This window comes from Bradyrhizobium embrapense (genome assembly GCF_001189235.2).
Classification (GTDB): domain Bacteria; phylum Pseudomonadota; class Alphaproteobacteria; order Rhizobiales; family Xanthobacteraceae; genus Bradyrhizobium; species Bradyrhizobium embrapense.
Genome location: NZ_LFIP02000014.1, coordinates 102,603 through 125,843 on the forward strand (window position 1 = coordinate 102,603; position 23,241 = coordinate 125,843).

A 23,241-nucleotide genomic window follows, 5' to 3' on the forward strand; every position below is an offset into this window, starting at 1 on the left:
ATCCGGCCCTCGCGAGCCTTGAAGCACGCTCGCGAGATCGTCCTTTGGAAGCGCGCTATCTGGATGCCGAGTGCTGCAACCCCGTCGCAGAGCCACGAGCATGATCCGGAAAAGTGGAAACCGGTTTTCCGAAAAAATCATGCTCAAACAAAGAGATGAGATTATGATGCGATTCCGTGGAAACGCATCATGACCCAGCCTTCCGATCCCGAGCCGTCTGTGCTTCCGGCTCGTAGCAGGCGTCTTGGGGCCCCCAATTGATCGCGTCCGCACCGGCTAAGCCGGACAATGCGTCTACTCAGCAAGTATGAATCTTGCGGACAAGTGGCCAGTCCTAACGGGCTTCTAAGAAAATCCTCTGCAAAAAATGAAAAAGCTTGCGGATCATAGAGTAGCGGTCCGGCTCGTCACGTCGCTGAGGTTTGCCGTTTCGATGCGCTTCCGTCCAAAAGCGCGAACATCGGTAATGTCGATCCATGCAGGCCAAGGCTTACTAGCTCCATCTCCTCGCTCATCGTCCGTGTAAGAGCTTCCTCTGGTAGATGGATGAGCCCCTCCAGATGGGCACCAAGTCGCTTCTCGGCCGCGGTAATTTCAGAATCGCTGGCGATGGCGAACAGCGCCTTGAATCCAAGGCTCGTGAACCATTCCATCCGCCGAAGTTCGAGCTCCTGTGCGGCATCAATAGGTACGCCCGCTGCCGACCGCTCGATCAAAGATGCGGGCGGGAAATTGGCAACCCCGGCGATGCCGGCATCTTTCAACGATTCGGCAATGTCCTCCCAGCACGCGAAGGGGTCGATCATCAATATCGCCGCATAGACATGAGGCGCGGACGTTGCTTTGTTGAGGCTTCGCAGGTCTCGCAAAAGACACTCGTTCCAGTCGAGGATCGGCAAGGTCGCCATGACCAGCAGGGAGCCGTTTGGAAGGCTACGCAAAGACGGGGCGTAGACCTGCAATTGTGGTCCTTTAGCTATGGCCGACATGTGTATGGCAAGTTTGCCGGTAGCTCTCGCCCTCATCGCTTCTACCCAATATTACCCATTTGGTCGCCTCACCGATCTTATACGCGGGTAAAGCCGGGTCTAGACCGTCTGTTGTAAGGAATGGTCTGGGAGGAAGATCGTGTCACACCATTGCACGGACGACCGAAGGTCGGGCCGGGATGGTAAGCTTGCTGGACAGCCGACCGGATTCATCACGGACGCTGTTGCGATCGTTGCCACGCTGGATACCAAGGGCCGCGAGGCGTCTTATCTTGCGGACCTGATCGAGGCGTGTGGTCGCAAGACCATCCTCATTGACGTCGGCACGAAGAGAGATGACGGCGACAAACAGGCCGATACAAAGGCGCCCGCCGAACTGCTGAAGCAGATTGCGGAAAGCACGCGCGCAAAGGTTGGCGATCTTCTCCGATCGGCAACGATCAGCGCGATTGTCGGAGTTGCGGGCGGCAAGGGGAGCGCGGTTTACGCCGAGGTCGTGTCTAACCTGCCCTATGGCTTTCCGAAGCTTCTCGTAAGCAGCGCGAGGCCGGCGCTACTCGCTGAATTGGCCACTCACAATGACATCATCCTTTATCCGACGCTGGTCGATCTCTTCGGCATCAACGTCTTTACCAGAAGAGTGCTCGAGAATGCCGGACGGGCCGTTGCCGCCATGCGCTATGCCCCCATCAAGACTGGACGAGACAAGAAGATCGTCGCGATCACCGCCTTCGGCGTGACAACGCCCGCGGTAAATCAGTGCGCGGCGCGGCTTGCTGACGGTGGGCTAGACGCGATCGTCTTTCCAGCGAACGGGGCGGGCGGCCGCAAAATGGAGCAGCTGATCGCGGCTGGTGAATTCGACGCCGTCATTGATTTGACCACCACAGAGCTCGCAGACGAAATCGTCGGAGGCTCCGCGAGCGCCGGCCCGGATCGACTGAAAGCAGCGTCGAAGCAAGGGATACCGCAAGTGATTGCGCCTGGCGCGGTCGATATGGTCAATTTTGGCCTGCCATCGAGCGTTCCTGATCGGTTTCGCGGACGCCGATTTCATGCCCATACGCCTTACACGACGCTCATGCGCACAACTGCGTGTGAGAATGCGAGCATTGGCCGTCTCACGGCCGAACGGCTCTCGCGAGCAAAAGGGCCAACTATTGTCCTTTGGCCGGCGAAAGGCGTGTCCGATTACGACCGCCAAGGCGGCATTTTCCACGATCCCGAGGCCGACAAGGCTTGGCTCGACGCGGTCAAGGCAGATCTCCCCGCGCACGTGACGGTGCGCGACCTGAACTGTCACATCAACGATGGCGAGTTCGCCGAGGCAGCCGCGGCCTGGGTTCTGGAACAACTCACGCAAGGAGGTTCATCCGATGCGGATGTTTGAGCGAAGTGAGATTCTTTCCAGGATTGAAGGACAGGTGGCGGAGCGAAAAGCAATTCTCGCGGCAGGAAGTAGCTGTGGCCTGGTCGCCAAATGCGCCGTCCTTGGAGGTGCCGACATGCTGGTGGTCTACTCGACCGGCCTGTCGCGTCTGATGGGGCTTCCGACCAGCCGGATTGGTGATTCCAACGCACGCACATTGGAGCTCGCGGCGGAAATTCGTAACGTGGTGTCGTCCGTGCCGGTGGTCGGCGGCATCGAGGCTTGGGATCCTCTTCGGCTCGATCTCGATGTCCTCTTGGACAAATTCTGGGCTGCTGGGTTTTCCGGCGTCATCAACTATCCGACGATCTCCACCATGGGTGACAACTGGCGTGAGCGCCGCGGCCGCGTCGGACTCGGCTTTGAACGCGAGGTCGAACTGATCGCTTGCGCGCGCAAGAAGAATATCTTCTCGCTCGCCTATGTCGCAAGCCCGCAGGACGCCAAGGCGATGGCAAGTGCAGGCGCCGACTGCATCGTCCCCCATGTCGGCGCAACGCGGGGTGGGCTCGTCGGTCACGAGGACGGGCAATCCATAAAGGATGCGATCCGACGCATCAACGAGATCAACGCAGCGGCGCGAAGCGTTCGGCCGGACGTGCTCTCGCTCTGCCATGGTGGGGCAATTGCCGAACCTGAAGATACGATCGAGGTCTATCGGGCGACTGAATGTGTCGGCTTTGTTGGCGCATCGTCAATCGAGAGAATTCCAATCGAGCGCGCGGTGAAAGCAGCGGTGGCGGAATTCAAAGCTGCTCCACTTCCGCAAACTCATTGACGTTCACTGCATCACGTGCAGCGAGGCCGCATGAACACGCAAATTAATCGTGCTAAATCTGATCCGATCGCTTTCGTCTCCAAAGAGGTGGCTAGACCGGGGCAGGACCGGGAAACAGATGTCCTCGTGATCGGCAGCGGTGCCGCGGGCTTGTCAGCTGCGCTGTTTGCGGCAAAAGCCGGCCTTCGCGTAATAGTATGCGAGAAATCTCCGCGACTTGGCGGCACGACAGCCTTGTCGAATGGCATGATCTGGGTTCCTCGTTCTGCTCAGGCGCGTACTGCAAACATCAATGATTCCATCAACAATGCCAGCACCTACCTGCAGCATGAACTTGGCAAATACTACCGCGCTGAATTCATCGACGCCTTTCTTCAGGACGGTCCGCCGGCGTTGGCAGCGCTCGAGAACGGGACGGATGTCAAGTTCACGCTGGCCTCTACGCCCGATTATCACTCGAGCCAAATTGGCGGCGTTGACAGGGGCCGTGCTCTGAGCCCTGCTCCTTATGATGGGCGGCTTCTAGGCAAGGACTTTGATCTGATTGGCGACCCCATTCGGGTTCTGCTCGGGGGCATGATGATCTCATCGAGTGAGGTAAGAAGCTTCCTCAACCCTTTCCAATCTGTTGCCTCGTTCAAGCACGTTTTAACTCGCCTGAGCCGCTATGCACGGGATCGGCTGAGTTTCAGGCGTGGCACTGAGCTCAGCGGAGGAAATGCCTTGATCGCGCGGCTGCTCGTGAGCTTGCGCAAGTATGATGTAGAGATCTGGCCATCTTCTCCAGCCCTCGAACTCAGCAAGGAAGGCGGGCGCGTCACGGGTGCCGTTGTCAGGCGGTTCAATCTGGACACTCGCGTGCGTGCCTCGCGTGGCGTTATTCTCGCATCTGGTGGCTTTGCCGGGAATGCGCAGTTGAGGGCCGACCTCAGTGGTGCACACCAGCATGATCTTACGTTGGCCCATGCCGACGTCCAGGGCGACGGCATTGGACTTGCAACCGCGCTAGGAGCCGCCATCGACAAAGATGTTGCATCCGCCGGTTTCTGGACCCCGGTGTCGATCTTGAAACGCGCGAGCGGCTCGCAAATTGTCCCGTACGGCTGGCTCGATCGCGGCCGTCCTGGGGTCATTGCAGTTGGCCCGAATGGCAGACGTTTCGTCAACGAATCGAATTCGTACCACGATATTTGCCTGGCAATGTTTGAAAACGGATATCCAGCAGATAAGCGGTTCTACTTCATCTGCGATCAGAAGTTCGTACGATTGAGAGGCATGGGACACTTGCTGCCATGGCCCTGGACCTTGAGCATCGGAAAATACGTCCGCCTCGGCTACATCAAGGCAGGCCGCACGATTGCCGAGCTCGCAAAGCAGCTGGAACTGGATTCCGTTGTGCTGCAAAAGACGATCGAAGAACACAACGCGCATGCCGCCCAAGGACGGGATCCCTTATTTAAGCGCGGGGAATCGGCTTTCAATCGCACGCTCGGCGATCCGACCATGGCAACAAATCCAAACCTTGGGCCAATCAAAAACGGACCGTTCATCGCGTTGCCGATCGTTCCGGCAACGCTTGGCACGGCGAGCGGGTTGGCGACCGACAGTTATGGAAACGTTCTTGATGCACAAGGCGACGCAATCAGGGGTCTTTACGCCTGCGGCAACGACATGACTTCGCCGATGCGCGGAATCTATCCCGGCGCAGGCATAACAATCGGTCCCGCGATCGTGTTCGCATATCGGACTGTCAACGCAATGGTGCTGTCCACTGACCAGGAGCAAAAAGCGGTCGCTTCCGGAGCTTGACTGTCAACGCACCGGCTTGGCAGGGATCATGTGTTCGGAGCCGACCGCGCGGATTGACGGGATGGTAGGTCGGTCCGCTTTCCATCACAAGCTCTTGGCAGATGTGGGGACCGGCCCGCCGGATTGACGAGGTAGCGGCCGGGATCGAGCGTACTGAGCCGCGGGGAAGACGAGGATCGCCGCAGCTTTTCGATGTCTTGCAAGGAGCAGAGCTTAGATAAGTGTTCCAGGGCATATGACAGACATTGATCGTCCAACAGGTCGGCTGCGTGGCGGAGAACCGAAGACGTCGGGACGAGCTGCGCAGTCGTCTGCTTTCCCGGGCCGATCGCAGTCCACTGGCCGCGAGGCAGTGATGCAACTCGACAAGATCGATTTTCGTCTTCTTGACCTCCTCCAACGAGATAATCGCCTCTGTAGTGAACAACTCGGAGGGAAAGTCGGCCTGTCTGCATCCGGAGTTCAGCGTCGGCTGAAGCGGCTTAGATCCAGGGGAATAATAGAAGCGGACGTTTCCATCATTTCTCCAAAAGCAATTGGACGAAATGTGACGGCCGTGGTTCTCATTTGCTTGGAGCGCGCTCGGGCCGACACCGTTGATCGCCTAAAGCGTAAAATTCGCAAGATGCCGGAAGTGATGAGCGCATTCTACGTTACAGGTTTGGCTGACATCGTCTTGCTCGTCACAGTCAACGATATGGAAGATTACGAGCAGTTTGCCAGGCATCTGACAGACGAAAGCTCAGACATAAAGCGCCTTGAAACAATGATTGTCATGGATCGGTTCAAGGCAGGATTCACCTTACCAATCACGTCCATCGCATGGTGTCGAGCGACTGACGAAGAGGTCACCAGCTGCTCAACTGCCGCCGAACGCGGTCTTTAAATCGTTGCGTTGGACGTGGTCCCTAGATTGATAGCACTCGTTCATTGGAGGAATCGATTGCGTCGCTCGCGTCACGCCAAGATCGTGGCAACCATCGGTCCGGCGAGCGCCGGATCTGAAAAGATCCGTGCTCTCTACCGTTCCGGAGCAGATATCTTTCGGCTAAACTTCAGTCACGGAAGCCATCAAGACCATGCCAGAGCCTATGAGTGTATCCGTGGACTCGAGCGGGAATTCGGTCGGCCGATAGGCATCCTGCAGGATCTCCAAGGTCCAAAACTCCGCATCGGCTCCCTTGAAGAAGGCGGCCTGGTCTTGCGTGCTGGTGAAACGGTGCGCTTTGTGACCGAGGGTACGAAAGGGCAGAAGCAATCAATACCTTTGCCTCACCCGGAGATCTTTGCAGCTGTCCATCCCGGACAAGAACTTCACATTGACGATGGCCGGGTGCGCTTGAAGGTCACCGAACCAGGACACGGAGAAATCGTTGCGCAGGTCGTCGTCGGAGGCGCGATCTCGGACCACAAGGGGGTCAACGTACCCGGGGCCATGCTCGATCTTTCTCCGCTCACCAAGAAGGATCGGGCCGACCTCGCCTTCGGCATCAATCTTGGAGTCGATTGGGTCGCCTTGTCCTTTGTTCAGAAACCGTCCGACCTGATCGAGGCGCGCGCTCTGATCGGAGAGGCCGCAGGTCTGATTGCGAAAATCGAGACGCCGATGGCGCTCGAGCGCATTGACGACATCATTGGGTTGTCCGACGGCGTTATGGTGGCGCGTGGTGACCTTGGCGTCGAAATCCCGCCAGAGGAGGTGCCTGGCCGACAGAAGGAGCTCGTGCGCGCCGGTCGGCTTGCCGGAAGGTCCGTCATCGTCGCAACGCAAATGTTGGATTCCATGGTGGCTGGTCCGACGCCGAGGCGCGCGGAAACGTCAGATGTCGCGACCGCCATTTATGATGGAGCGGATGCGGTGATGCTGTCTGCTGAATCGGCAAGTGGGGCCTACCCCGTCGAAGCAGTAGCCATGATGGACCGCATCATCAAAAGCACGGAACGGCATCACCTCTATCAGTCCCTCATTGACGCTTCTCGACTTGACGTGGAGAACACCCCTGCCCACGCTGTCGCGGCCGGAGGCGCAGATCTTGCCGGCTCCGTTGGCGCCAAGGTCATCATCGGCTTTACGGCCGGCGGGACGACTGCAGCTCGGATTTCGCGCAGCCGGCCGCCGGTGCCGATCCTTGCCCTTACTCCGGATGAGAGGGTAGCACGGCGCATGAGCTTGTTGTGGGGCGTGCATAGTGCCGTGTCCGGCGACCCTTCCGGTTATGAGGAGATGACGCGGATCGCCTCGGCGGCCGCCCACCAGGAAGGCTACATTCGATCGGGCGACTTGGCTGTGGTTGTCTCTGGAGTGCCGTTCGGACTTAGAGGCGCGACCAACAACCTTCGTGTTGTCGTATGTTAAGATAATGTCCTTCGCATCGAACTGCCGGAAGCGACCAGATTGCCATATGGACCATGCTTGAAATTCATGTGTGACCAGGAGCTGATAGGGTTCGAGGGCAGCATCAGCCTTCCAGCCTGAATACGAGGGTTCGATTCCCTTGTACTCCTCCCCAAGCTTCCTGCCGCCGTGGATGCTTGTGATTTCGACTTTGTGTGTCTTGCCCGCAACCTTAACGTAGCCGTCCGGCCACTGCTCTGTGGGCCCTGCGAGGCGCACAGCCGCGACGGGGGTAAGCCTCACGAATTCCGCTAGCACGTAAGCATCGTGCAAAAATTTAAGATATGGCCTGTTGAACCACTCCTCGGAGCCGCAGCGGTCGCATAGCGTTCTCGTCAAATGAATGAAGTCGGACGATGTCTGAAATGTCGCCAGACGATCCCATGCCGCACGACATTCGTCGGCAGAAAGTGGGGGGCCACGGCGCGGTGGCGCGTCCTCAACGTATGGCGGCAGAGGATCTGCCTCGCAGGCGCGGTCTATTTATTCATCGAATGGGTCCGGATCTTGATCGCTATCGTTTCTCGACCGGTTCATGCCTGCGACTCGTAGTTGATTCGGTTTTTGGGCGTCGTTGAGGGCGGCCCGCCGTTAGGGCCTGTGATATACAGAGCCCATGAACGCGCCGCGCGACCATCATTCATACCCGCTTTCTATCTCAAGGGATGGGCCGGGCCGGATAGTAAGCTTGTCGAATATGCCCAAAAGGGCGGTAAATTGATAGCGAAGCCCGTCGGGCCGCGCTCGACGGGCTTTGAGCGCGACCTCTATGCCTTTCCTGAACTGCCGCCGGACCAAGCTCAGTTTATGGAGGAGGTGTTCTTCGCGTACGCGGATCAGAAAGCCTCCGATGCGTTAGACATTCATCTCGGCCAGGCGGGACACCAGTGGACAAATGAACTCATTAGCGCCTGGTCGCGCTTCGTGATCGGCGTCCATTTGCGCCATCCAGATGCCATTCCGGAGCTGCGCACTGCGGCTCAAAGCATTTGGGCGGGCAGCGGCAATGAATTTCATGAGCGCTACGAGAAATTACGCCAGCCCGGCGACCCTGCTACTTTTGACGACATGCTGGCGCAGCGCGATCCCCTCACGCGGACCAAAATGCAAGCCAACCTCATCATTAAGGCTCTCGATAACGATCATTAAGGCTCTCGATAACGAGATCGTTGGAACGCATCTCAATCAAATGAAGTGGGCAACTATCGACGTCTCCGCTTCGCCCGCTCGGCTGCTCATTTCTGACCGCCCAGTCGAAATATTCAATCTCAAGCAGCCGAACGGCGTTCTGTCGATGCCAATCAGTCCCACAAAGACTTTTTGTCGCCGCGAATGAGGACGCCAGCTTTGAGAAATTGCGCGCAGCCGCCCCCCGAACAATCGTCGCCCATGTAAATGATTTCGTCGTGCGTCGCGCCCGGCGTTTCGTCTGGGCAAGCGACGAAACGCTTGAGCCGTTTATTGCTGCGGAGATGTCAACAAAATTGGAGCCGACGCCCTTCTTTCCCAACGCCGGCAAAGTATGAGCCGCGGCCGACGATGCCCCCGGTTTGCCGTGCTATTGCCTCGGTCCTACATAAAATTCCGAAAATCAAAGACGTCATCGACCATATTGGGATTTTGTTGAATAATTCGGGCGAAGCGCTGGGAATATTCCAGTGTCACCGGCAATTTTTTATAGAGCGTATTGTTATTCCAATCCATTTTCGTAAGTCCAAGGATTCCGGCGCAGGTATCGTGCCATCCTCCCGCTCCCGTAAATCGTTTCAGCAGGAGGGGGGACGGAATTGGTTTGAGAGTTCCCTCCTTGTAGACCGGCTTGGACGCCGTCATATGGACGCCGTTCACGCTGCCTTGTGACCAGAAGAATGCCGTATCGGACGTTAGCGGCAGGTGCGTCCCGCGCAGTAGCGGGTAGCTGGAGGCGCGTTTGTTATCGCCATAGGTGAAGGCCATCCAGTTCGATGATTTCACAATCTGGACGAGCTCAATGTTCGTTCGATCACTGAACGCATCGAGCGTCCCCAAGATTTCCTCCTCCCTAAAGGGAGTGTTCTTGTGGACGGTGACCTTCTTGGGAGGGCGGCCTGAATGGCCGCTTTGATAGATCTCCAAACTGCGGGACATCACCGCCAGCATTTCATTGTAATCGAGGTACGGGTTGCCGCGCCGATCCTGCGTGAAACTTTTGGTATCATAAGCAACGAACTGGAAACCGGTGCCGTCAGGGTCGAAGACCTGGCTACAGCAAGTGGTGTAATCAGTCCGGTCGCTATCTTTCTTCATCGCGTAGCTAATGCCGATATAGGCCTCATCCGGGTTAAGGCCGGCAAGCTTCCAAGGAATGCCGCCTGCTTTTGCGTACAGCGCGACGCTGAGCCCCCACATCACGTTCGCGCGGCATTTGCGCAGAAGCGCGCTCTCCAGGACGATCTGGATCGGAATCCGCGTTGGTGCACAGAAGGCCTTGAGAAAATCGTGCAGGTCGAAGCCCGGCGATTCAAAGCATGCTTCCCAGGAATTCGGCAGATACATGAGAAGAACGTCGAACTCACTGCGGTGCAGCGTGAGCTTGCCGATCGCGTCGAAAATCTGACGAGCGAGTTCGTTGCGATTGCCTGTGAGCGCGAGCTGATTGAGATCTTCCGGCATTTCGAACCGGCGCGCTGCCTCGGAAATCAACTTGGTACGGAACAGCGGTTCGAAGCCGGGATATTCCGGATAGTAGTTGAGCGCTTCGCGCGGCCGGGCCGCACCCTTCAGTTCGCGTAGAATGCCATCGAGCTTCGGCAGTAAGTCTTTCGGAGCCAGCAGAGCCATGCGCACCCGCGTCGGGATGCCCAGCGGCAGACTATAGGGACCATGCTGACGAAGGCCGCGCAGGGGATGCTTGTCCAAGCCGTTGCCGGCAAAAACCAGATCCGGTTCAGGGATCGTTGCATAGCCGTCCATTTCCGAAGGCGATGCTGTCATGCAATCATCCTTCGGCTAAAGGCCGTGCGGGCATTGACGACGATCTTCGGCGAGCCTGGGCCGTCTTGTTCCGCGAAAGGCTTCAAAACATGATCGGCCGCGCGTCCGCTGCCAGGAAGAAGGAGGTTGATCCATGCTGTGAGCAGTGCATCGCCTCGGTTGTTGAAACGGTTTCCCAGCCGTTCATCCAGAAAACTCGTGGCTTGTTGCCGTGCGTACTTTGACCAAATCCAGACATCGGGTTTGAGGACGAGCCAGAACCGGCCGTCAATTTCGTCCACATCAAACCTGACCGCTTCTGCCCACCACACCTCTTCAGACTTGGGATGTTCAGGAGTTACCGCGGACATCAGTCCATCGATCCGCCCATGCAGGCTGCCGCCGACACACTGAGAAATACCCCGTGTCAGATCCGGATTAGGATGTTGCCGATCGAGAATGAGGACGGATCCACCGCGCCAATCCCGCACCAACAGTGGCTTACCCCGGATAAGGGACAGGCCTATGGCGCGCTCGATGAAGCCTTTGAGGGGGAGATTGTTCGCGTAATCCTGGAGACGGTCCTTGATGGAGCACGGCAACAATGAGGTGAGGTCCTTGCCAAACGCTTGCCGCAGGGCCTGTTCGCTGCCCCACGCCAAAATCGAGGAACCTTTTGTCGCGATGATCTGATTGCGTGCCAACTTTTCCGCGGCGTGAATATCGTCCCAGTCCTTCGGAATCGCAAAATTGAGTTCAAGGCAAGTGTCGTGCAGTTCGATCAAGGGAAGCGCATTTAAGCGGAGAATGGGATCGCCGTTGCCCGCCCCCTTGCGCGGAATGGAAACGGCTTGAGACCCTGTTCGGTCGATCTTCTCGATCAGATCTTTTGGCCTCTCGGGGAGTTGCTTCCATATCCGCGACATCAGGGAATCGAAAGTTTCGATTTCAACAAGTTCGGCACGGACGCCCTTGGCTTGAGCCGCTTCCGACAGCGCCGTCACGGCAGGAAGCGGCTTTCGTCCCTTAAGCGTCGTCCAATAAAGACCATGCGGAAAGGGATTGGGGCCATCGAGGACACGGTGAAGGAGCTGCATCACGCTTTCGTCGCGTCCGCTGTACCCGGCCACGATCATGCCGAACCGATTGCAGGCGGGTACAAGGCAATCGCCCATCTCGGCATTCTGTGTTTTCAGGTCCTCGGTAAGATTTTTGATGCTCGTGTAGCGAAAGTCGCCGTGCAGCTTACAGTAGATCGGGAAGGCATCGATGTTCAGCGCCTGCTTTGCAGCGTAGCTGCCTTCCAGATGAAACGGAGCAAGGCTCTTGCCGGTAACCTCAGCCACCGCGCGTTCGACTACGGTATCGAAATTGGTCGTAAACACGACCTTGATCGCCCCCGTGCTGAACAAGCCGCCGAAGATCCTGTGACCGATGGTGAGGGACGATGCTTTTTCGGAGAGCTTCGCTTGCAGATAACGGCTTTGCCGTTCGAGGTCGGTGCCAAAGATCAACTGGAAACTTCGGCTGTAGGCTGTGGGATCGCTGCTCGCAGGAAAGCCGCGCGACATCAGATAGGATTCGATCTTCTCGCGAACCGCAGCATTTTGCAGATCGTTCGATGAAACTTCTTGATGCTCCTCGGAGCAATAGTAGCGACGCTTCAGATCCCAAATGATGTCCCAGGCTGTAGGGATGCCTGCGCTTTGTGACGAGCCAGCACCTAGCATCCAAGCAAACATGCCCGGCGCTTCCGTTACGATGCGGATGAACTCTGCTTGCTCCATTCGGTCAGGCTAGCTTTGCGCGTGAATGTGGACAGCTATTGATAGAATAAGTGGGTGAAGCGTCCTTATGGTTGGTGAGTGCTGTCGGGCGGCGTGAGCCGGGGCAAAGCACCGAGATGCCACAATATGGGTCGGGAATGCTCTGCGGAGGTCGCCCTCCGAAGGGTGCATGATCTGTTCTTTCTCGTGAATGGTGTGTACCGGCTGTCCACAGCTTTCAGGCGGTAGCGTGGAAAAGGCCATTCAAGAGATTCAAGATATTGAAAATATTTATATAATGGCGGTTTATTTGACTTCTGTCAGAAACTCGACGGTGTTTCTGACGTAGGAGCGAAGCCATGCAGCCCGTTGCTGAGCAAATTCTGACCCACGCCCGATCGATGCCCGAAGGCGCTTTGATTAGCGCCAAGGAATTTCTGCATCTTGGTAGCCGGGCCGCAGTCGATCAGGCTTTGAAGCGGCTTCATGAGCGCAATGAGCTGATGCGCCTTGGCCAGGGTATCTATGTCCTGCCTGTCAAGACGCGCTTTGGGACGCGTGCGCCAGCGGCAGAAAAGGTCATCGAGCGTTTTGCTGCTACGCGTGCAGAGACGATTGTCCCGCACGGTGCGGCTGCTGCGAACATGCTCGGTCTTACGACACAGCTACCCACGAAACTTGTCTATCTGACATCGGGCCCAAACCGGCAGTTTAAACTTGGCGCTCAAGTCGTTGAGATGAAAAAGGCCCCTCAGCGGATGCTGCTTCCCACGCAACCTAAGGCCGGGGAGGCGGTTCGTGCGCTTGCTTGGCTGGGAAGACAGCATGCCGCGGAGGCACTGACCAAACTCAAGCAAAAGCTCCCGCAACCGGTCTTACAGGATCTGATCGCGCTCAGGCCTGCATTGCCCGCATGGATGTCAAAATCCATCAGCCAGGTGCTCGTGGCCCATGGCTGAATCCTATCTCGCTCTCTCTCTCTTGACGAACGGCTTGAGGCTCTCGGCGTTGTCGCCACGGCCTCAGGTCGACCGGTCCATTTGCTGGAAAAGGGCATTTGGGTTGTCTGGGCCTCCAAGGCCTCTTCACATCCACCTTCGGCGACCACCTCGTTTTCAAAGGCGGCACCTCGCTTTCGAAGGGCTACGACATTATTCAGCGCTTCTCCGAAGATATCGATCTCACCTATGATATTCGCCAAATCATCCCCGATCTTGTGGTTGGCGATTCGCCGATTCCGCCCACGAACAGCCAGGCCGACAAATGGACCAAAGCCGCGCGCGCCAAGCTGGCCGAATGGGTGAAAGACAAGGCACTCCCGGTCCTTCAGGAGCACGCTAAGGCGACCGGCGTCGATGTGACCTTCCGGGTCGATGATGCAACCATCTATGTAGACTACGACCCGCTCGCAAAAGGGAGTGGGTATGTTCCGTCCAGGTGAAGCTTGAATTCGGCGCGCGATCAACCGGCGAACCGGCCGAAATCCGTCCGGTTGTCTGTGATGCAGCCAGTCACTTGCCCGAGATCGAGCTTCCAACGGCGAACCCGAGGATCATGTTGCCGAAGGACCTTCTGGGAGAAGGCAACCGCCATTCACGTCGTTTGCGCGCAGGGCCTCAAAGGCGATCGCATTTCTCGTCATTGGCACGACCTTGTGCGGCTCGACGACAAGGGTTTTGCGCAGGCTGCCTTTGATGACAAGCCTCTTGCCAAAGAAGTGGCTGACTGGAGTCGAAGTTCTTCCGCGGACAGGACAGCAGCGGGAATCTCATCGACTACTCCGCCGCCGTCCCCGGCAAGTTGAAACTTGTCCCTGATGATAAGATTCGCCAAGAGCTGGAATCCGACTACAAGAAAATGGCCGACGACGGAATTCTGTTGGGAGACGTCGAATCCTTCGAAGAGATCATGAGGCGTTGTGAAGCGTTGCAGAAAAGGGCTAATGGCAACTGGTAGGCCGCCGGCCCAGCAGCATGACGTTCTTTTGCAAATTATCGCCTCGCGGCGTTAGGGGGCAACCGTTTGGCGGTTGGCGCTGAGGCCGGAATGGTACAAAGCGCCGAATTTGTCTCTGCTATTTACGACGTTTGGTACCAATAGCCATTTAAAAAATTGCGCGTCAGCTCTGGCGACTTTCACGATTTCGGAAGAACATCCTCCGAACGCAGGAGGAATTCATGCAGATCACTTATCTAACCGCTAAGGCCCCCGGGATATTAAGAGAAGGTTGGTATATCCTCAGACGTGGCGGGCGCATCGGTCCATTCCGTAGCGATACCGAAGCGCGAAACTGGCTGAGCGTACTAGATGAGGAGGAGGCAGTAAGTGAGCCTGAGGAGTGCTCGCGCCCGGGGCTTGGCGGTCCTTAGGGTCGACCCCACGATTGCTTATCAGTCGCGGGCAATCATCGTAAAGACTTGCCTGGAAATGAGCTGGCCATCGCGGCGCTCGTAAACCCATTCCCCGTCAGCTTCTGAGTAATACGCCTGAAATACGTCGCGGTGCCGAAATATGCTCGGGTCTAAGGGACGCTCCGCTTCCGTAGGGACACATTCGAGTTGGTGCCCCTTGAGTTCGCCACCCTCACGCAAATATCGTTCCTCATCTACGTAATATCCGAAGAGGACAGCCTCAATGGCGCGTTGGCAGGTGAGCCTTGCATGAGGATTGTCGATTGCCGTGATGGCGAGCACGAAAGGACGTTGTCGAACGTGCTGGAGCGTCGCATAAGAATCGAGATACTTCTTTCGCTTACCGTCGATGCTGTTGTTGATGCGTATGATCGTGCGTCGATTGAACTCGTTGAGATCCGCAGGTATCGGCTGCCCGGATTTCTCATATTCGGGAACAGAGCCCTTCGCGTGGAGTGCTACGGTTGCTTCGATGTTGAACCCGCCGTGGTCGGCCACGCAGAAGTCGGGTGACCCATGAGAGAAATCAACGGTCAGGCCGTATTGTTTGAGGACTGCGAATAGATAGAGCTCCTAGAAACACGTATCGAATGTTCTCTGAAATTCGGCAACGAATTTGCCGTCGCGGTCAACAAAGCCGCGGGCCCAGTCATTCAGAACGTCCCAGTCGTAGCCATTCCGGTTCGCGCGAAGCCGACGAAAATTGGGATGCTGAAGCGCTTCATTGACCACCGGAGTAAACAGGTCCATCGATTCCATCCCCTTGGTTGGGTTTTCTCGCGTCACCTTCTGATCAGGAAGCGGAGGTGCATCCGTCGCCTCCATCGGTTTGATATAACAACTCGGCCCGAAGGACTCTCGGCATTAAGGCGTGGAAGCCACGCTTAGTAGTTGTACGATCAAAATGCACCTAGGGGGTGCATTGGGCGAAGGGGTAGGTCTGTCCCGGCCGGATATGCGCAATCTAGAGTAGAGCTTTACCCCTCCGCCGACTTCAAACAAAATAGGAATCCTCTTCTTTCAGACGGCAATCGCTTTCGAACAACAACTCGGTAAATCCCTAGGAAGGCAGCTCATCCGCTCCTGTAAATTGTTAGGAAGATCCTTCTTTGTTGGGACTACCGAACTGCGAAGCTTCCTAGGAATTGGAGTCGAACTCTCGCTGAAATCTCGAAAAGAGCATACGTTCGAGTCTCAGAAACTGCCTTTTTTTGAGGGTAATTTGCAAACTCGGACGCCGCTTCGGAGTCCGTGTCGGGATTCCACGGAGCTGCTTCACGCGGAATTTTACGCCAGGAAACAAAATATTTTCGTGCTGGACGTGTGGGTTGTACCTAATATCGCATTGATCCAATTGCGGAAAGTAAGTTTAGGCTGGTCCGAATTTTATCCCTGGAGCTAAACTACGCATGTTGTGCAGCTAGGAATGCGTGTTGTGCGTTGTTATCCGGTAATTATGGTATTGGGTGTTGAGTAACTGCTGAGATGGTCCAAACCCACTCAGTTACTGGTGAGACAGGCTAGAGTGTGTAGAACTTGAATGGCCTAGTTGGTGTTGTAGATCAGACACGGCCTTAGTTCTTGAATAATGGATGTACCTAAAGGGCGCCCAGCGAACTAAGCCCAGGGTTGAACAGGCGAGAAAAGGACGGGCCTAAGGGGTCCGCTAAGGTTTCGCAAAATGACTGATACTAACTTAACGCTCTCCGGAGCGACCGAAGCTCTGCGCTCAAAATTCGGGGATCCTATCCCCGAAGTATTGAAGCAGTCTGGTCAGGTGAAGGAAGCCTTCGGCCAAGTTTTGGGTTTTATTATTATGTTGTTCGCGATCGTGCTCTCGGCGCGACTATTCATTACTGGGCTAATTGTCCTGATCTTCGCCGCTAAGAAATTTCTTTAAGTCGAACCAGCGTTCGTGAAAACAGAAATGTCGCCGTCAGGCAAGTAGTGATGCCGGTCCAAGCTAGTTGAGTTTAAGTAATTGAGGCGCCGTGTGTGTAGTTCAGTTGTGGTGCGTTGTTGGCTATCGGCGGTTGAGATAGGCCCGTGGGTGCGTTGTGGGCTGGAGAGGAAGTCGGCTCGGTAGCGCGTGTGATTGCATGTTTGCGAAGGCCAGACAGGAGGTCGGCTGTGTCGGACCAGGACGTCAAATACTCGGATCTGGTAGAGATCGCCAAACGCAACGGCGACTTCCGAAAGAATTGGGGCTTGATCCTAGGCTCCTTACTCTACTGGCTCTCCATCCGTTCGACCCGTCCTCGATCCATTTGGTGGACGGGGTTGATTGCTGTTGCGGCCACGCTCGTGGGATGGCTCGTCAAAACTTGACCACCGTGTCAGTTGCTAGGAAGGTGCGCGCAACCAGATCATTCAGTTCATTTGCACAAGGCACGCTCACGACCGGGAGGTCGAGTATGCCCGCGTAGGAAGCGCGCCAGAGCATCAACCGCAGCCGAAGAAGCGGGGACGGGAAGGGCGGACTCAAGGGCATGCTAATTTCCAAAATGCAGAAAGAGGCCTTCGCCGGCAATTCGAAGCAGCCTGGAAATGCAGACTAGGCTTGAACATGCCCTCTTTGGTCAACCCAGGTGGTCCCCGGATTCGCTAGTCGCCATGAACAAGCCTCTAAGCGGTTGAGCAGGAGTCTGTTTTTTTAGGATTTAATGGCGTGTGAGATTGCAGGGATTTGAGTCATGGGCACCGTAAACCTTGCAAGTTCAATTTTTGAGGATTCCTCTTCGTTGTGAACCGTGGTTCGACGGGTGTTCGAGCGCTTTGGATATTGGGCGTGAGGATGATTCTCTCAGCGATGGGAACATCACCGCTATAGCGGTTGCATGTATCATGCGCGGGGCGAATTCAGGGACGCGTCCCGGTAGAAGTAGCTGGTTTGGATAACGGTGCTGGAATCAACTGATGATTGATAAAATTAGATAATTTCAAACTGACCTTCGGTTTGAAAATGTTCTATTATATCAATCATGGATAGACAAAAAGGCCAACTCCTAAACCAGCTCGACAAGCTTCTGCCTGAGGGGCTTGTCGTGGATTCCGCCTGGCTCAAGCGGTTGGCTACTCCACCCAGCTCCAACATCTGTATGTGACGCGTGGCTGGCTCGAACAGCCAACCCGCGGGGTTTTCCGGCGACCGCGCTACGAATTGAGCTGGCAGCAGGTCGTCATATCCCTGCAGTGCATCCTGAACTATTCACCGCTCGTCGTGGGCGGGCGAACGGCGCTCGAATTACAAGGATACGCTCACTACCTGCCGCAAGCGACGACTCGCGTTCACCTCTACGGTCCCAAGTCTCCGCCATCCTGGGTGAACAAGCTGCCGCTGTCCGTGAAGTTCGTCTACCACAACGCCCGGCGGCTCTTCAAAAACGAACCCGTCGCTAAGGGCATAAGCAGTGTCCGCTGGAATGTCGAAACCGGGAAGATGCTCGATGAAACGGCTTTTCGCGGAGGCGACGTACCTCAACTGAACTGGGGCCAATGGGACTGGCCTCTAATCCTGTCGACGCCCGAGCGCGCCGTTTTCGAACTGCTCGACGAATTGCCCAACAACGAAAGCTTCGAACAGGTCGATGCTCTACTCGGGGCCCTTGCCAATCTTCGACCCGACCGCTTGCAAAAACTCCTGAAGGATTGCGCAAGCGTTAAGGTGAAAGCGTCCATGCGTTCGTCGGGTCCCTTACCTCGAACGGCGACCTGCTGTCGCAATGGCGCGGCGATAATCGCGGACAGGGTTTCTCGATAGGCTTCGACGCCGACTGGCTGTTGCAGAACGCCGCATCGCAAGGCTTCGACATCACGCCGAGGTTTGGCGACAGGCCAGTTTGATCACACTGTCAAACTCTTCACGGACCGAAGCTTCACATTCTTCTTGGGAGGATGGTTTGAAAACAAAAATCCGGCTTCGCTCAGCACGCGTCACGGATTAACGAAACAGTCCATAACGGACAGAAATAAAGTCCCGCGACGGGCCGTCGCGCGGTTTATTCGGCGTCACAAGCCGCTATACACGGATTGCCCGATCAACGAGCGACAACCCGACGTTTGGCGACCGTGACCCCCTTCCTTGTTCCGTTGACGTGCACGGCCCTGCTGATCCTTTGCATCTGCATCGCCTGCCGCATCGGCTTACACAATGGCCGCGCCCAGGGCATGTCGGAACCTATAGCTTCTACGTAGTGGCGGGCGCGGTCAAAGCCGATGGTCTTCCGAAAGACAGTCACGGGGATGTCAGCACGCATATCGCGCTCGGCTCGACGGCACTCGCCTTCGTCGCAAGCGGCTTTCTTTTCCTTCTGCCAGCCCAGCCGGTCGACTACAGCCTGCACGGCGTATTCCGCTGCTGGCAGGGAGACGCCTGGGTGATCGTCGTAAAGTACCCCATCCGGCAGTTGCGGGAGGCCAAGCTTTACGAAGACGACGTGTTAATAGGACCCGCCAATAGTGATCCGCAAGAGATCGCGTCAAAAGGCCGAGGCCTCTACCGGCTCTACAAGGAAGAGGATGAGACCGTACCAATCCTGATGTTCTCCTCGAGCGACAACACCGAGCCGAATACGAACGGCAGGAAATACCGCCTCCAATGAAGCCACGGCTCGAGCAGCTTGGAATACTGATCGCCGTCAGCATGGCGCTCTTGGTGCTTGTCACGATCGCGCTCGCGATCCTGTGACATAGCAGGAAGGCTTCCTCGTGGAACGGCAAAGCCCGCCTCGGCGTGCGGATTGCTCGATGGAAAAACAAAAAGAGCCCCCCCGTTCTCGTGTGAAAAACTCGCAGATCTTGCAAAAATGCAGGGGATCGCAATGCAGGGGATGGTAGGGATCGGACACTAATTTTGCGACGGGAGCGACGAAAATACCTCCGGAGTAAGGGTTTTTCGAAAACTGCCCCGAGTTGTTGATCGCGTCATTTTGCTGGGAACAGTCCGTGGAGACTATCAAAAACATTATCGCCATATTTTGTGGTCTACGCGGTCAGAGGCTTTCGGGATTTCGATTTGGAGAAAAGAAGTGCCAGACGTACAAGTTACCTGCATCAATAAGCTTCCACGAAATGACACGCACAAAGGCATCGCGCACCTCGGGGGCGCCGGCTGGAAGTGGCCGAGATCACAAGTCATCCAGTCAATTGAGAACGGCACGAATACATTTTTCACGCTTGTCGGCGGCACGCGTGCAGACGTCGGAGTCGTTGACGGTCCGAACGGAAAGTACGTTCGGACCCACGCAGATGGCTACTACAATGACAATCTCTTAGCGCTGCCGGAGTGCCGATGACGCTAGGCGCGCTGCGGATTGGATAAATTCAACGACGTAAAAAGGGCCCGGATCTATCGGGCTTTAGTCCTTGGCCGAGCGCCAGGTTTGGGGACGAACTGCATAAAGAGACTATCGAGGCGGTCCCCAGCCCGTTGACCGCATCGGTAACGTCTAATCGCGGCATCCATGCTGAGGTCGCAAAGTGTATGATCTGGCCGAGACGTCGAAACTGCCTGTCTTCAAGTTGGGCTCCGTGCTCTGTGCACGCAGGTCAGTGCTGGCAGGATTTATCAAAGGGCAAGAAAAGCAGCCGATCCGATTGCTTCGCCTTCGGGCGCAGATCGTTGCACTGACTGGCACTATACGCCAGCTTGAGCAGGCCGGATTCGATACCGCGGAGACGCGGCACCTCGTCGCCAGGCGTCGGGTGGAGCTGAAAGGCATGTCGCGCCAGTAAGCTAGGCGCGAGACTTGAGGACTTTTTCCAGAGCCGCAACGAGCTCTGTGCGCTTTTCCTTCGATAGCTTGTCAAGATTCTGTTGACGTCATTTGACGGCAGGCAGATCGGCGGCGGCGGGGATGTCGAGGAGACCCGTCCTCCAGGATGTCCGCGGCATGGAGGCAGGCTCTTGCCCTCGATAGCGCGTCGAGCCAGATGCGCGGGACGTCGGTCGATGACGGCAGACCAGCATCTCGTCGAGCTTGGTACGAGGCAGATTCCGGTCGAGACGATGTCGGATCGTTGCATCATGTCGTGATCTAAGCGTGGAAGCTGATCGGGTTGAAAGCATATCCGATTCGGCATCTGCTTTGCGTGGGGAGGGGCGATGCCGCCCGACTTGCCGGGCCCACCTGGCAACGGGCCACCAGGCGTGCAGGGAACGTTGGAACGCGGCCGCTCCGCATCGGGGCCGAGCCCCGGCTGCGGGGCCGCCAGTCGTCCAATTAAACCAGCGAGGAAAACCGGTGCACAGGACACGTCATAACGTATTTCGTACCTTGTAGCGTGTATTGTCCCACCGTACGAAATGCATCATCCTGTCGGATGAGGCCGGAAACCGGCACCCGGCAAGGCGTCGAGCTATATGGTCATGCCAGCCCCCTTCCGTGTGGGAATGCGCCGCTGGCAAACCAAGCCAAGCGCTAAAAAGGCGACGCTGACCGGCGTCCCTTACCTACTTGGCGAGCGAACTGGACCGGCAAGGTTGAGACCAAGCAGGGTCCGAGCATCGGCTCTGGTAAGAGTACAGCGGAGTATGGATGCGCTATGGGGGGACGATCGAGCCGACTAGTATAAGCCCTGGAAAATCCATCCGGTCTCATGTGCTGGCCTTCCGTATTGCAATATCTCGTCCCTGTTGCTCGCGGCTGATCTCGTGCCATAGTTCGCAATCTGGACCAGGAGCCTGAGCGAATGAGGGTTAGAAAGCACAAGATTGCCAGCGATATCTATCTCCTGCAGTTCGAGACGCAGTACGAACTGGCGTCGACGTTCCTACGCCCTCAGGAGCACTACGAATCTCCGCACTTTCACGGTCGCATTTTTAACCTTGAGCAATATATGGATTGGTATGCAAGCCGCCATGGCAATTTCACGTACTACAAGGACTGGTCGGGATTCAATCTGCCATCCACCGCGTTCAAGCCATTCTATGACGGCGCGTTCAATCCGTTGAGCGAAAAGGAAAAGCGCCTGCTCGCGCTGTTTCGTAAGCTGCGCAAGCCGTTCTATGTCATTGGTGTCTTCGGTCCTAGTGCCGCCAGTCTACGGCACGAACTGGCTCACGCGCTTTATTTCGTCGATCACACCTACCGCGATCGGGTGCGCGACGCGATCCAAGGCTATGATACGGCAAAGCTTGCGCGAACGATCGCTGAAGCTGGCTACGCCAAGCACGTCATTCCTGACGAGCTCCAGGCTTATCTAATCGCACCCTCGGAGAAGCTTGCCCGAGGCTTTCGCCAACTGTCGCCGCTACGGCGAAAGCTGCGCGCAATCTTCTCGCAGCATTCTCAGACATTGTCGCTGCCGCGGCTCAGCTGAACTTGGCCGTGATGTAGTCGATCGTTCGCTGCTGGCGGAAATAGTTGCAGTGCCAGACAGTGTCTGATGTCCCGAAATCGCAAATGTCAGCCGACATTCTGACACTAAAATCGGTATCGCCGAGATCGGTCATCGAAGCCGTGTCGACCACGAGATCGTTCGCGCCAGTGAAGATTTCATCCGCGGCTAGGTCTCCGAGCCGCGCGGCGCGGAAGTTTCGCCAGAACTTCCAGCCAGGATCCGCTGTCTCGAAATTGGACCGGATCGCAAAGTAGTTTGGCTGCACCGCGCATGGTCCCAGCCGAAGCCGATTGAGCTCGTAATTGTTCGCGACCGCGGATTGCGCCGACAGCCCCGGCACGAGAGTGACCATCGCATCGAGAATTGGGGTTTTGGCGAGTGCACCCGTCACAGTGACAATGACCTCGACGAGCTTGCCCCCAACCCAAAGAAACGGGTTTGCCGCGCCGGCAATTTTCAGCGTCGCCTCTGCGAAGGATCCAATGTTCGCAACCAGGCTCAGCGCGGTTTGCAGCTTGTCTGGCGCAGCAAGGGAGGTGCCGTGCAGGGGGGAGCCGGCAAACACCACCCGGACCGGCATATCGGGGGTAGGCGAGAGCGAGCTGCCAAAGGCCTCGAGCCACCAGCGGACGATAAGTCCGCCGCGGCTATGTGCGATGACGTCAATCTGGCCGGAAGACCCCGCGAATGCCCGACCGAGCTCGAGCGCGTTGATGACCGGACTGACGGCAAGCGTCGGATGCTCGAAAAACAGCACGCGATCATACTTGCCGCTCATCGCCTGCTGCAGAAAAGCCTCTCCGTTGGTCGTCGCAATGAGTTCGTTCAGCATGCTGGTCGCGTTGGAAAACGTGCCGTGCACGAAGACTAGCGTTCGGCCCTCAAATGGCCCTTTGGTGTCATTCGGATCGAACGCGAACGGCTTCATCGTGTCGTTGGTTTTACGCATGGGCCGGAGTCGCGATCGCAGCGACTCGTCCAGCGCTTGGTTCAGCCGGCGGTCAATCGCAGCAATTGCAGCGACGACCTTGTTGGGCGCGAGCACCGGAAACTGCTTGGTGATAACGACCGTCGCGGGAGGTCCTGCAAGCACCCCGCGCGAGGCGCGACGGCGTCGCGTCGGCAGTTCCGGTCCTGGAATTCCATCGCGCCAATAGAGCACGCCGTTCTCGTCGACCAGCGAAACCGTCTTGATCGGATCATCAAATGTGTTCGCGACCCGCCGTCGCCGGCGTCGGAGCCCCGCGATCGACTCGCTATCAACGTCGTGCGGAACATAAAGATCCGAAAACAGGTCCTTGTGGTCCTCGGTTGCGCTGATTTGGGCCTCAAATCGCGCTAGATCGTCGGCATAGTCTTGCGCCATCGCGG

The 23,241-nt window shown here is 56.8% G+C and carries 20 protein-coding genes; 14 read left to right on the forward strand and 6 right to left on the reverse strand.

Going from position 1 to position 23,241, the window contains the following annotated elements:
• Positions 1–407: 407 nt before the first annotated feature.
• Positions 408–962 carry a hypothetical protein gene (locus AKN83_RS35275; protein ID WP_244522221.1) on the reverse strand — a complete coding sequence of 185 codons (555 nt, stop codon included), beginning with the start codon at positions 960–962 and terminating at the stop codon, positions 408–410.
• A gap of 166 nt (positions 963–1,128) precedes the next feature.
• Here AKN83_RS35275 and AKN83_RS35280 point away from each other — a divergent pair, with 166 nt between their 5' ends.
• The 6 genes from AKN83_RS35280 (at position 1,129) to AKN83_RS35305 (ending at position 8,549) form a co-directional block, all read left to right on the forward strand.
• Entirely contained in the window at positions 1,129–2,379 is a 1,251-nt protein-coding gene (locus tag AKN83_RS35280; protein WP_050399982.1) for a Tm-1-like ATP-binding domain-containing protein, read from the forward strand.
• Positions 2,366–3,196 carry a phosphoenolpyruvate hydrolase family protein gene (locus AKN83_RS35285; protein ID WP_050399983.1) on the forward strand — a complete coding sequence of 277 codons (831 nt, stop codon included), beginning with the start codon at positions 2,366–2,368 and terminating at the stop codon, positions 3,194–3,196. The genes AKN83_RS35280 and AKN83_RS35285 overlap by 14 nt, the downstream gene beginning before the upstream one ends.
• A gap of 30 nt (positions 3,197–3,226) precedes the next feature.
• Positions 3,227–5,005: an FAD-dependent oxidoreductase gene (locus tag AKN83_RS35290; protein ID WP_050399984.1), complete on the forward strand. Its 1,779-nt coding sequence runs from the start codon at positions 3,227–3,229 to the stop codon at positions 5,003–5,005.
• A gap of 355 nt (positions 5,006–5,360) precedes the next feature.
• Positions 5,361–5,891, forward strand: a complete 531-nt coding sequence (locus AKN83_RS35295) for an Lrp/AsnC family transcriptional regulator (protein WP_063695686.1) — start codon at positions 5,361–5,363, stop codon at positions 5,889–5,891.
• Between the two features lie 57 nt (positions 5,892–5,948).
• The gene (gene pyk, locus AKN83_RS35300; protein WP_050399985.1) at positions 5,949–7,361 is read left to right on the forward strand and encodes a pyruvate kinase; all 1,413 of its coding nucleotides are present in this window, start codon (positions 5,949–5,951) and stop codon (positions 7,359–7,361) included.
• A gap of 591 nt (positions 7,362–7,952) precedes the next feature.
• Positions 7,953–8,549, forward strand: coding sequence for a DUF4238 domain-containing protein (locus AKN83_RS35305; protein WP_063695687.1), 597 nt, complete (start codon positions 7,953–7,955; stop codon positions 8,547–8,549).
• Positions 8,550–8,972: 423 nt separating this feature from the next.
• Here the strand turns inward: AKN83_RS35305 and AKN83_RS35310 are convergent, their stop codons facing one another.
• On the reverse strand, positions 8,973–10,373 hold the full coding sequence (locus AKN83_RS35310; protein WP_050399988.1) for an argonaute/piwi family protein: 1,401 nt from the start codon (positions 10,371–10,373) through the stop codon (positions 8,973–8,975).
• Positions 10,370–12,139 carry an SIR2 family protein gene (locus tag AKN83_RS35315; protein WP_050399989.1) on the reverse strand — a complete coding sequence of 590 codons (1,770 nt, stop codon included), beginning with the start codon at positions 12,137–12,139 and terminating at the stop codon, positions 10,370–10,372. The genes AKN83_RS35310 and AKN83_RS35315 overlap by 4 nt, the downstream gene beginning before the upstream one ends.
• A gap of 338 nt (positions 12,140–12,477) precedes the next feature.
• Here AKN83_RS35315 and AKN83_RS35320 point away from each other — a divergent pair, with 338 nt between their 5' ends.
• Together AKN83_RS35320 and AKN83_RS42180 are read left to right on the forward strand one after the other, a co-directional pair.
• Positions 12,478–13,077, forward strand: a complete 600-nt coding sequence (locus AKN83_RS35320; RefSeq protein ID WP_050399991.1) for a DUF6088 family protein — start codon at positions 12,478–12,480, stop codon at positions 13,075–13,077.
• A gap of 98 nt (positions 13,078–13,175) precedes the next feature.
• Positions 13,176–13,559 (forward strand): nucleotidyl transferase AbiEii/AbiGii toxin family protein, encoded by a 384-nt coding sequence (locus AKN83_RS42180; protein WP_050399992.1) that lies wholly within the window; start codon positions 13,176–13,178, stop codon positions 13,557–13,559.
• 949 nt (positions 13,560–14,508) lie between these two features.
• Here the strand turns inward: AKN83_RS42180 and AKN83_RS35330 are convergent.
• Complete coding sequence (locus AKN83_RS35330) at positions 14,509–15,027, reverse strand: hypothetical protein (protein WP_063695688.1); 519 nt, start codon at positions 15,025–15,027, stop codon at positions 14,509–14,511.
• 75 nt (positions 15,028–15,102) lie between these two features.
• Positions 15,103–15,279 (reverse strand): hypothetical protein, encoded by a 177-nt coding sequence (locus tag AKN83_RS35335; RefSeq protein ID WP_157113724.1) that lies wholly within the window; start codon positions 15,277–15,279, stop codon positions 15,103–15,105.
• 931 nt (positions 15,280–16,210) lie between these two features.
• Here AKN83_RS35335 and AKN83_RS35340 point away from each other — a divergent pair.
• The 6 genes from AKN83_RS35340 to AKN83_RS35365 all read left to right on the forward strand — a co-directional run bounded on the left by AKN83_RS35340 (position 16,211) and on the right by AKN83_RS35365 (position 21,849).
• Positions 16,211–16,429, forward strand: coding sequence for a hypothetical protein (locus tag AKN83_RS35340; RefSeq protein ID WP_050399996.1), 219 nt, complete (start codon positions 16,211–16,213; stop codon positions 16,427–16,429).
• 1,155 nt (positions 16,430–17,584) lie between these two features.
• A complete protein-coding gene (locus AKN83_RS35350) occupies positions 17,585–18,289 on the forward strand; it encodes a type IV toxin-antitoxin system AbiEi family antitoxin domain-containing protein (RefSeq protein WP_157113725.1) in 705 nt (234 codons plus the stop codon).
• A 433-nt stretch (positions 18,290–18,722) separates the two neighbouring features.
• Positions 18,723–19,130 (forward strand): hypothetical protein, encoded by a 408-nt coding sequence (locus AKN83_RS35355; RefSeq protein ID WP_244522222.1) that lies wholly within the window; start codon positions 18,723–18,725, stop codon positions 19,128–19,130.
• Between the two features lie 426 nt (positions 19,131–19,556).
• Entirely contained in the window at positions 19,557–19,823 is a 267-nt protein-coding gene (locus AKN83_RS39115) for a DUF3892 domain-containing protein (RefSeq protein WP_083992391.1), read from the forward strand.
• Between the two features lie 184 nt (positions 19,824–20,007).
• The gene (locus tag AKN83_RS35360; RefSeq protein WP_050399999.1) at positions 20,008–20,262 is read left to right on the forward strand and encodes a hypothetical protein; all 255 of its coding nucleotides are present in this window, start codon (positions 20,008–20,010) and stop codon (positions 20,260–20,262) included.
• Between the two features lie 957 nt (positions 20,263–21,219).
• Positions 21,220–21,849 (forward strand): hypothetical protein, encoded by a 630-nt coding sequence (locus tag AKN83_RS35365; RefSeq protein WP_050400001.1) that lies wholly within the window; start codon positions 21,220–21,222, stop codon positions 21,847–21,849.
• Here the strand turns inward: AKN83_RS35365 and AKN83_RS35370 are convergent.
• Complete coding sequence (locus tag AKN83_RS35370) at positions 21,842–23,236, reverse strand: esterase/lipase family protein (RefSeq protein ID WP_050400003.1); 1,395 nt, start codon at positions 23,234–23,236, stop codon at positions 21,842–21,844. The genes AKN83_RS35365 and AKN83_RS35370 overlap by 8 nt on opposite strands.
• Between the last annotated feature and the right edge of the window lie 5 nt (positions 23,237–23,241).

Excerpts from the sequence above, each read along its gene's own strand:
- AKN83_RS35285 (WP_050399983.1), top strand. The coding sequence starts at position 2,366 with ATGCGGATGTTTGAGCGAAGTGAGATTCTTTCCAGGATTGAAGGACAG.
- AKN83_RS35340 (WP_050399996.1), top strand. The coding sequence starts at position 16,211 with ATGACTGATACTAACTTAACGCTCTCCGGAGCGACCGAAGCTCTGCGC.
- AKN83_RS35310 (WP_050399988.1), bottom strand. The coding sequence starts at position 10,373 with ATGACAGCATCGCCTTCGGAAATGGACGGCTATGCAACGATCCCTGAA.
- AKN83_RS35335 (WP_157113724.1), bottom strand. The coding sequence starts at position 15,279 with ATGGACCTGTTTACTCCGGTGGTCAATGAAGCGCTTCAGCATCCCAAT.
- AKN83_RS35365 (WP_050400001.1), top strand. The coding sequence starts at position 21,220 with ATGAGGGTTAGAAAGCACAAGATTGCCAGCGATATCTATCTCCTGCAG.
- AKN83_RS35295 (WP_063695686.1), top strand. The coding sequence starts at position 5,361 with ATGCAACTCGACAAGATCGATTTTCGTCTTCTTGACCTCCTCCAACGA.
- AKN83_RS35370 (WP_050400003.1), bottom strand. The coding sequence starts at position 23,236 with ATGGCGCAAGACTATGCCGACGATCTAGCGCGATTTGAGGCCCAAATC.
- AKN83_RS35290 (WP_050399984.1), top strand. The coding sequence starts at position 3,227 with ATGAACACGCAAATTAATCGTGCTAAATCTGATCCGATCGCTTTCGTC.
- AKN83_RS35315 (WP_050399989.1), bottom strand. The coding sequence starts at position 12,139 with ATGGAGCAAGCAGAGTTCATCCGCATCGTAACGGAAGCGCCGGGCATG.
- AKN83_RS35320 (WP_050399991.1), top strand. The coding sequence starts at position 12,478 with ATGCAGCCCGTTGCTGAGCAAATTCTGACCCACGCCCGATCGATGCCC.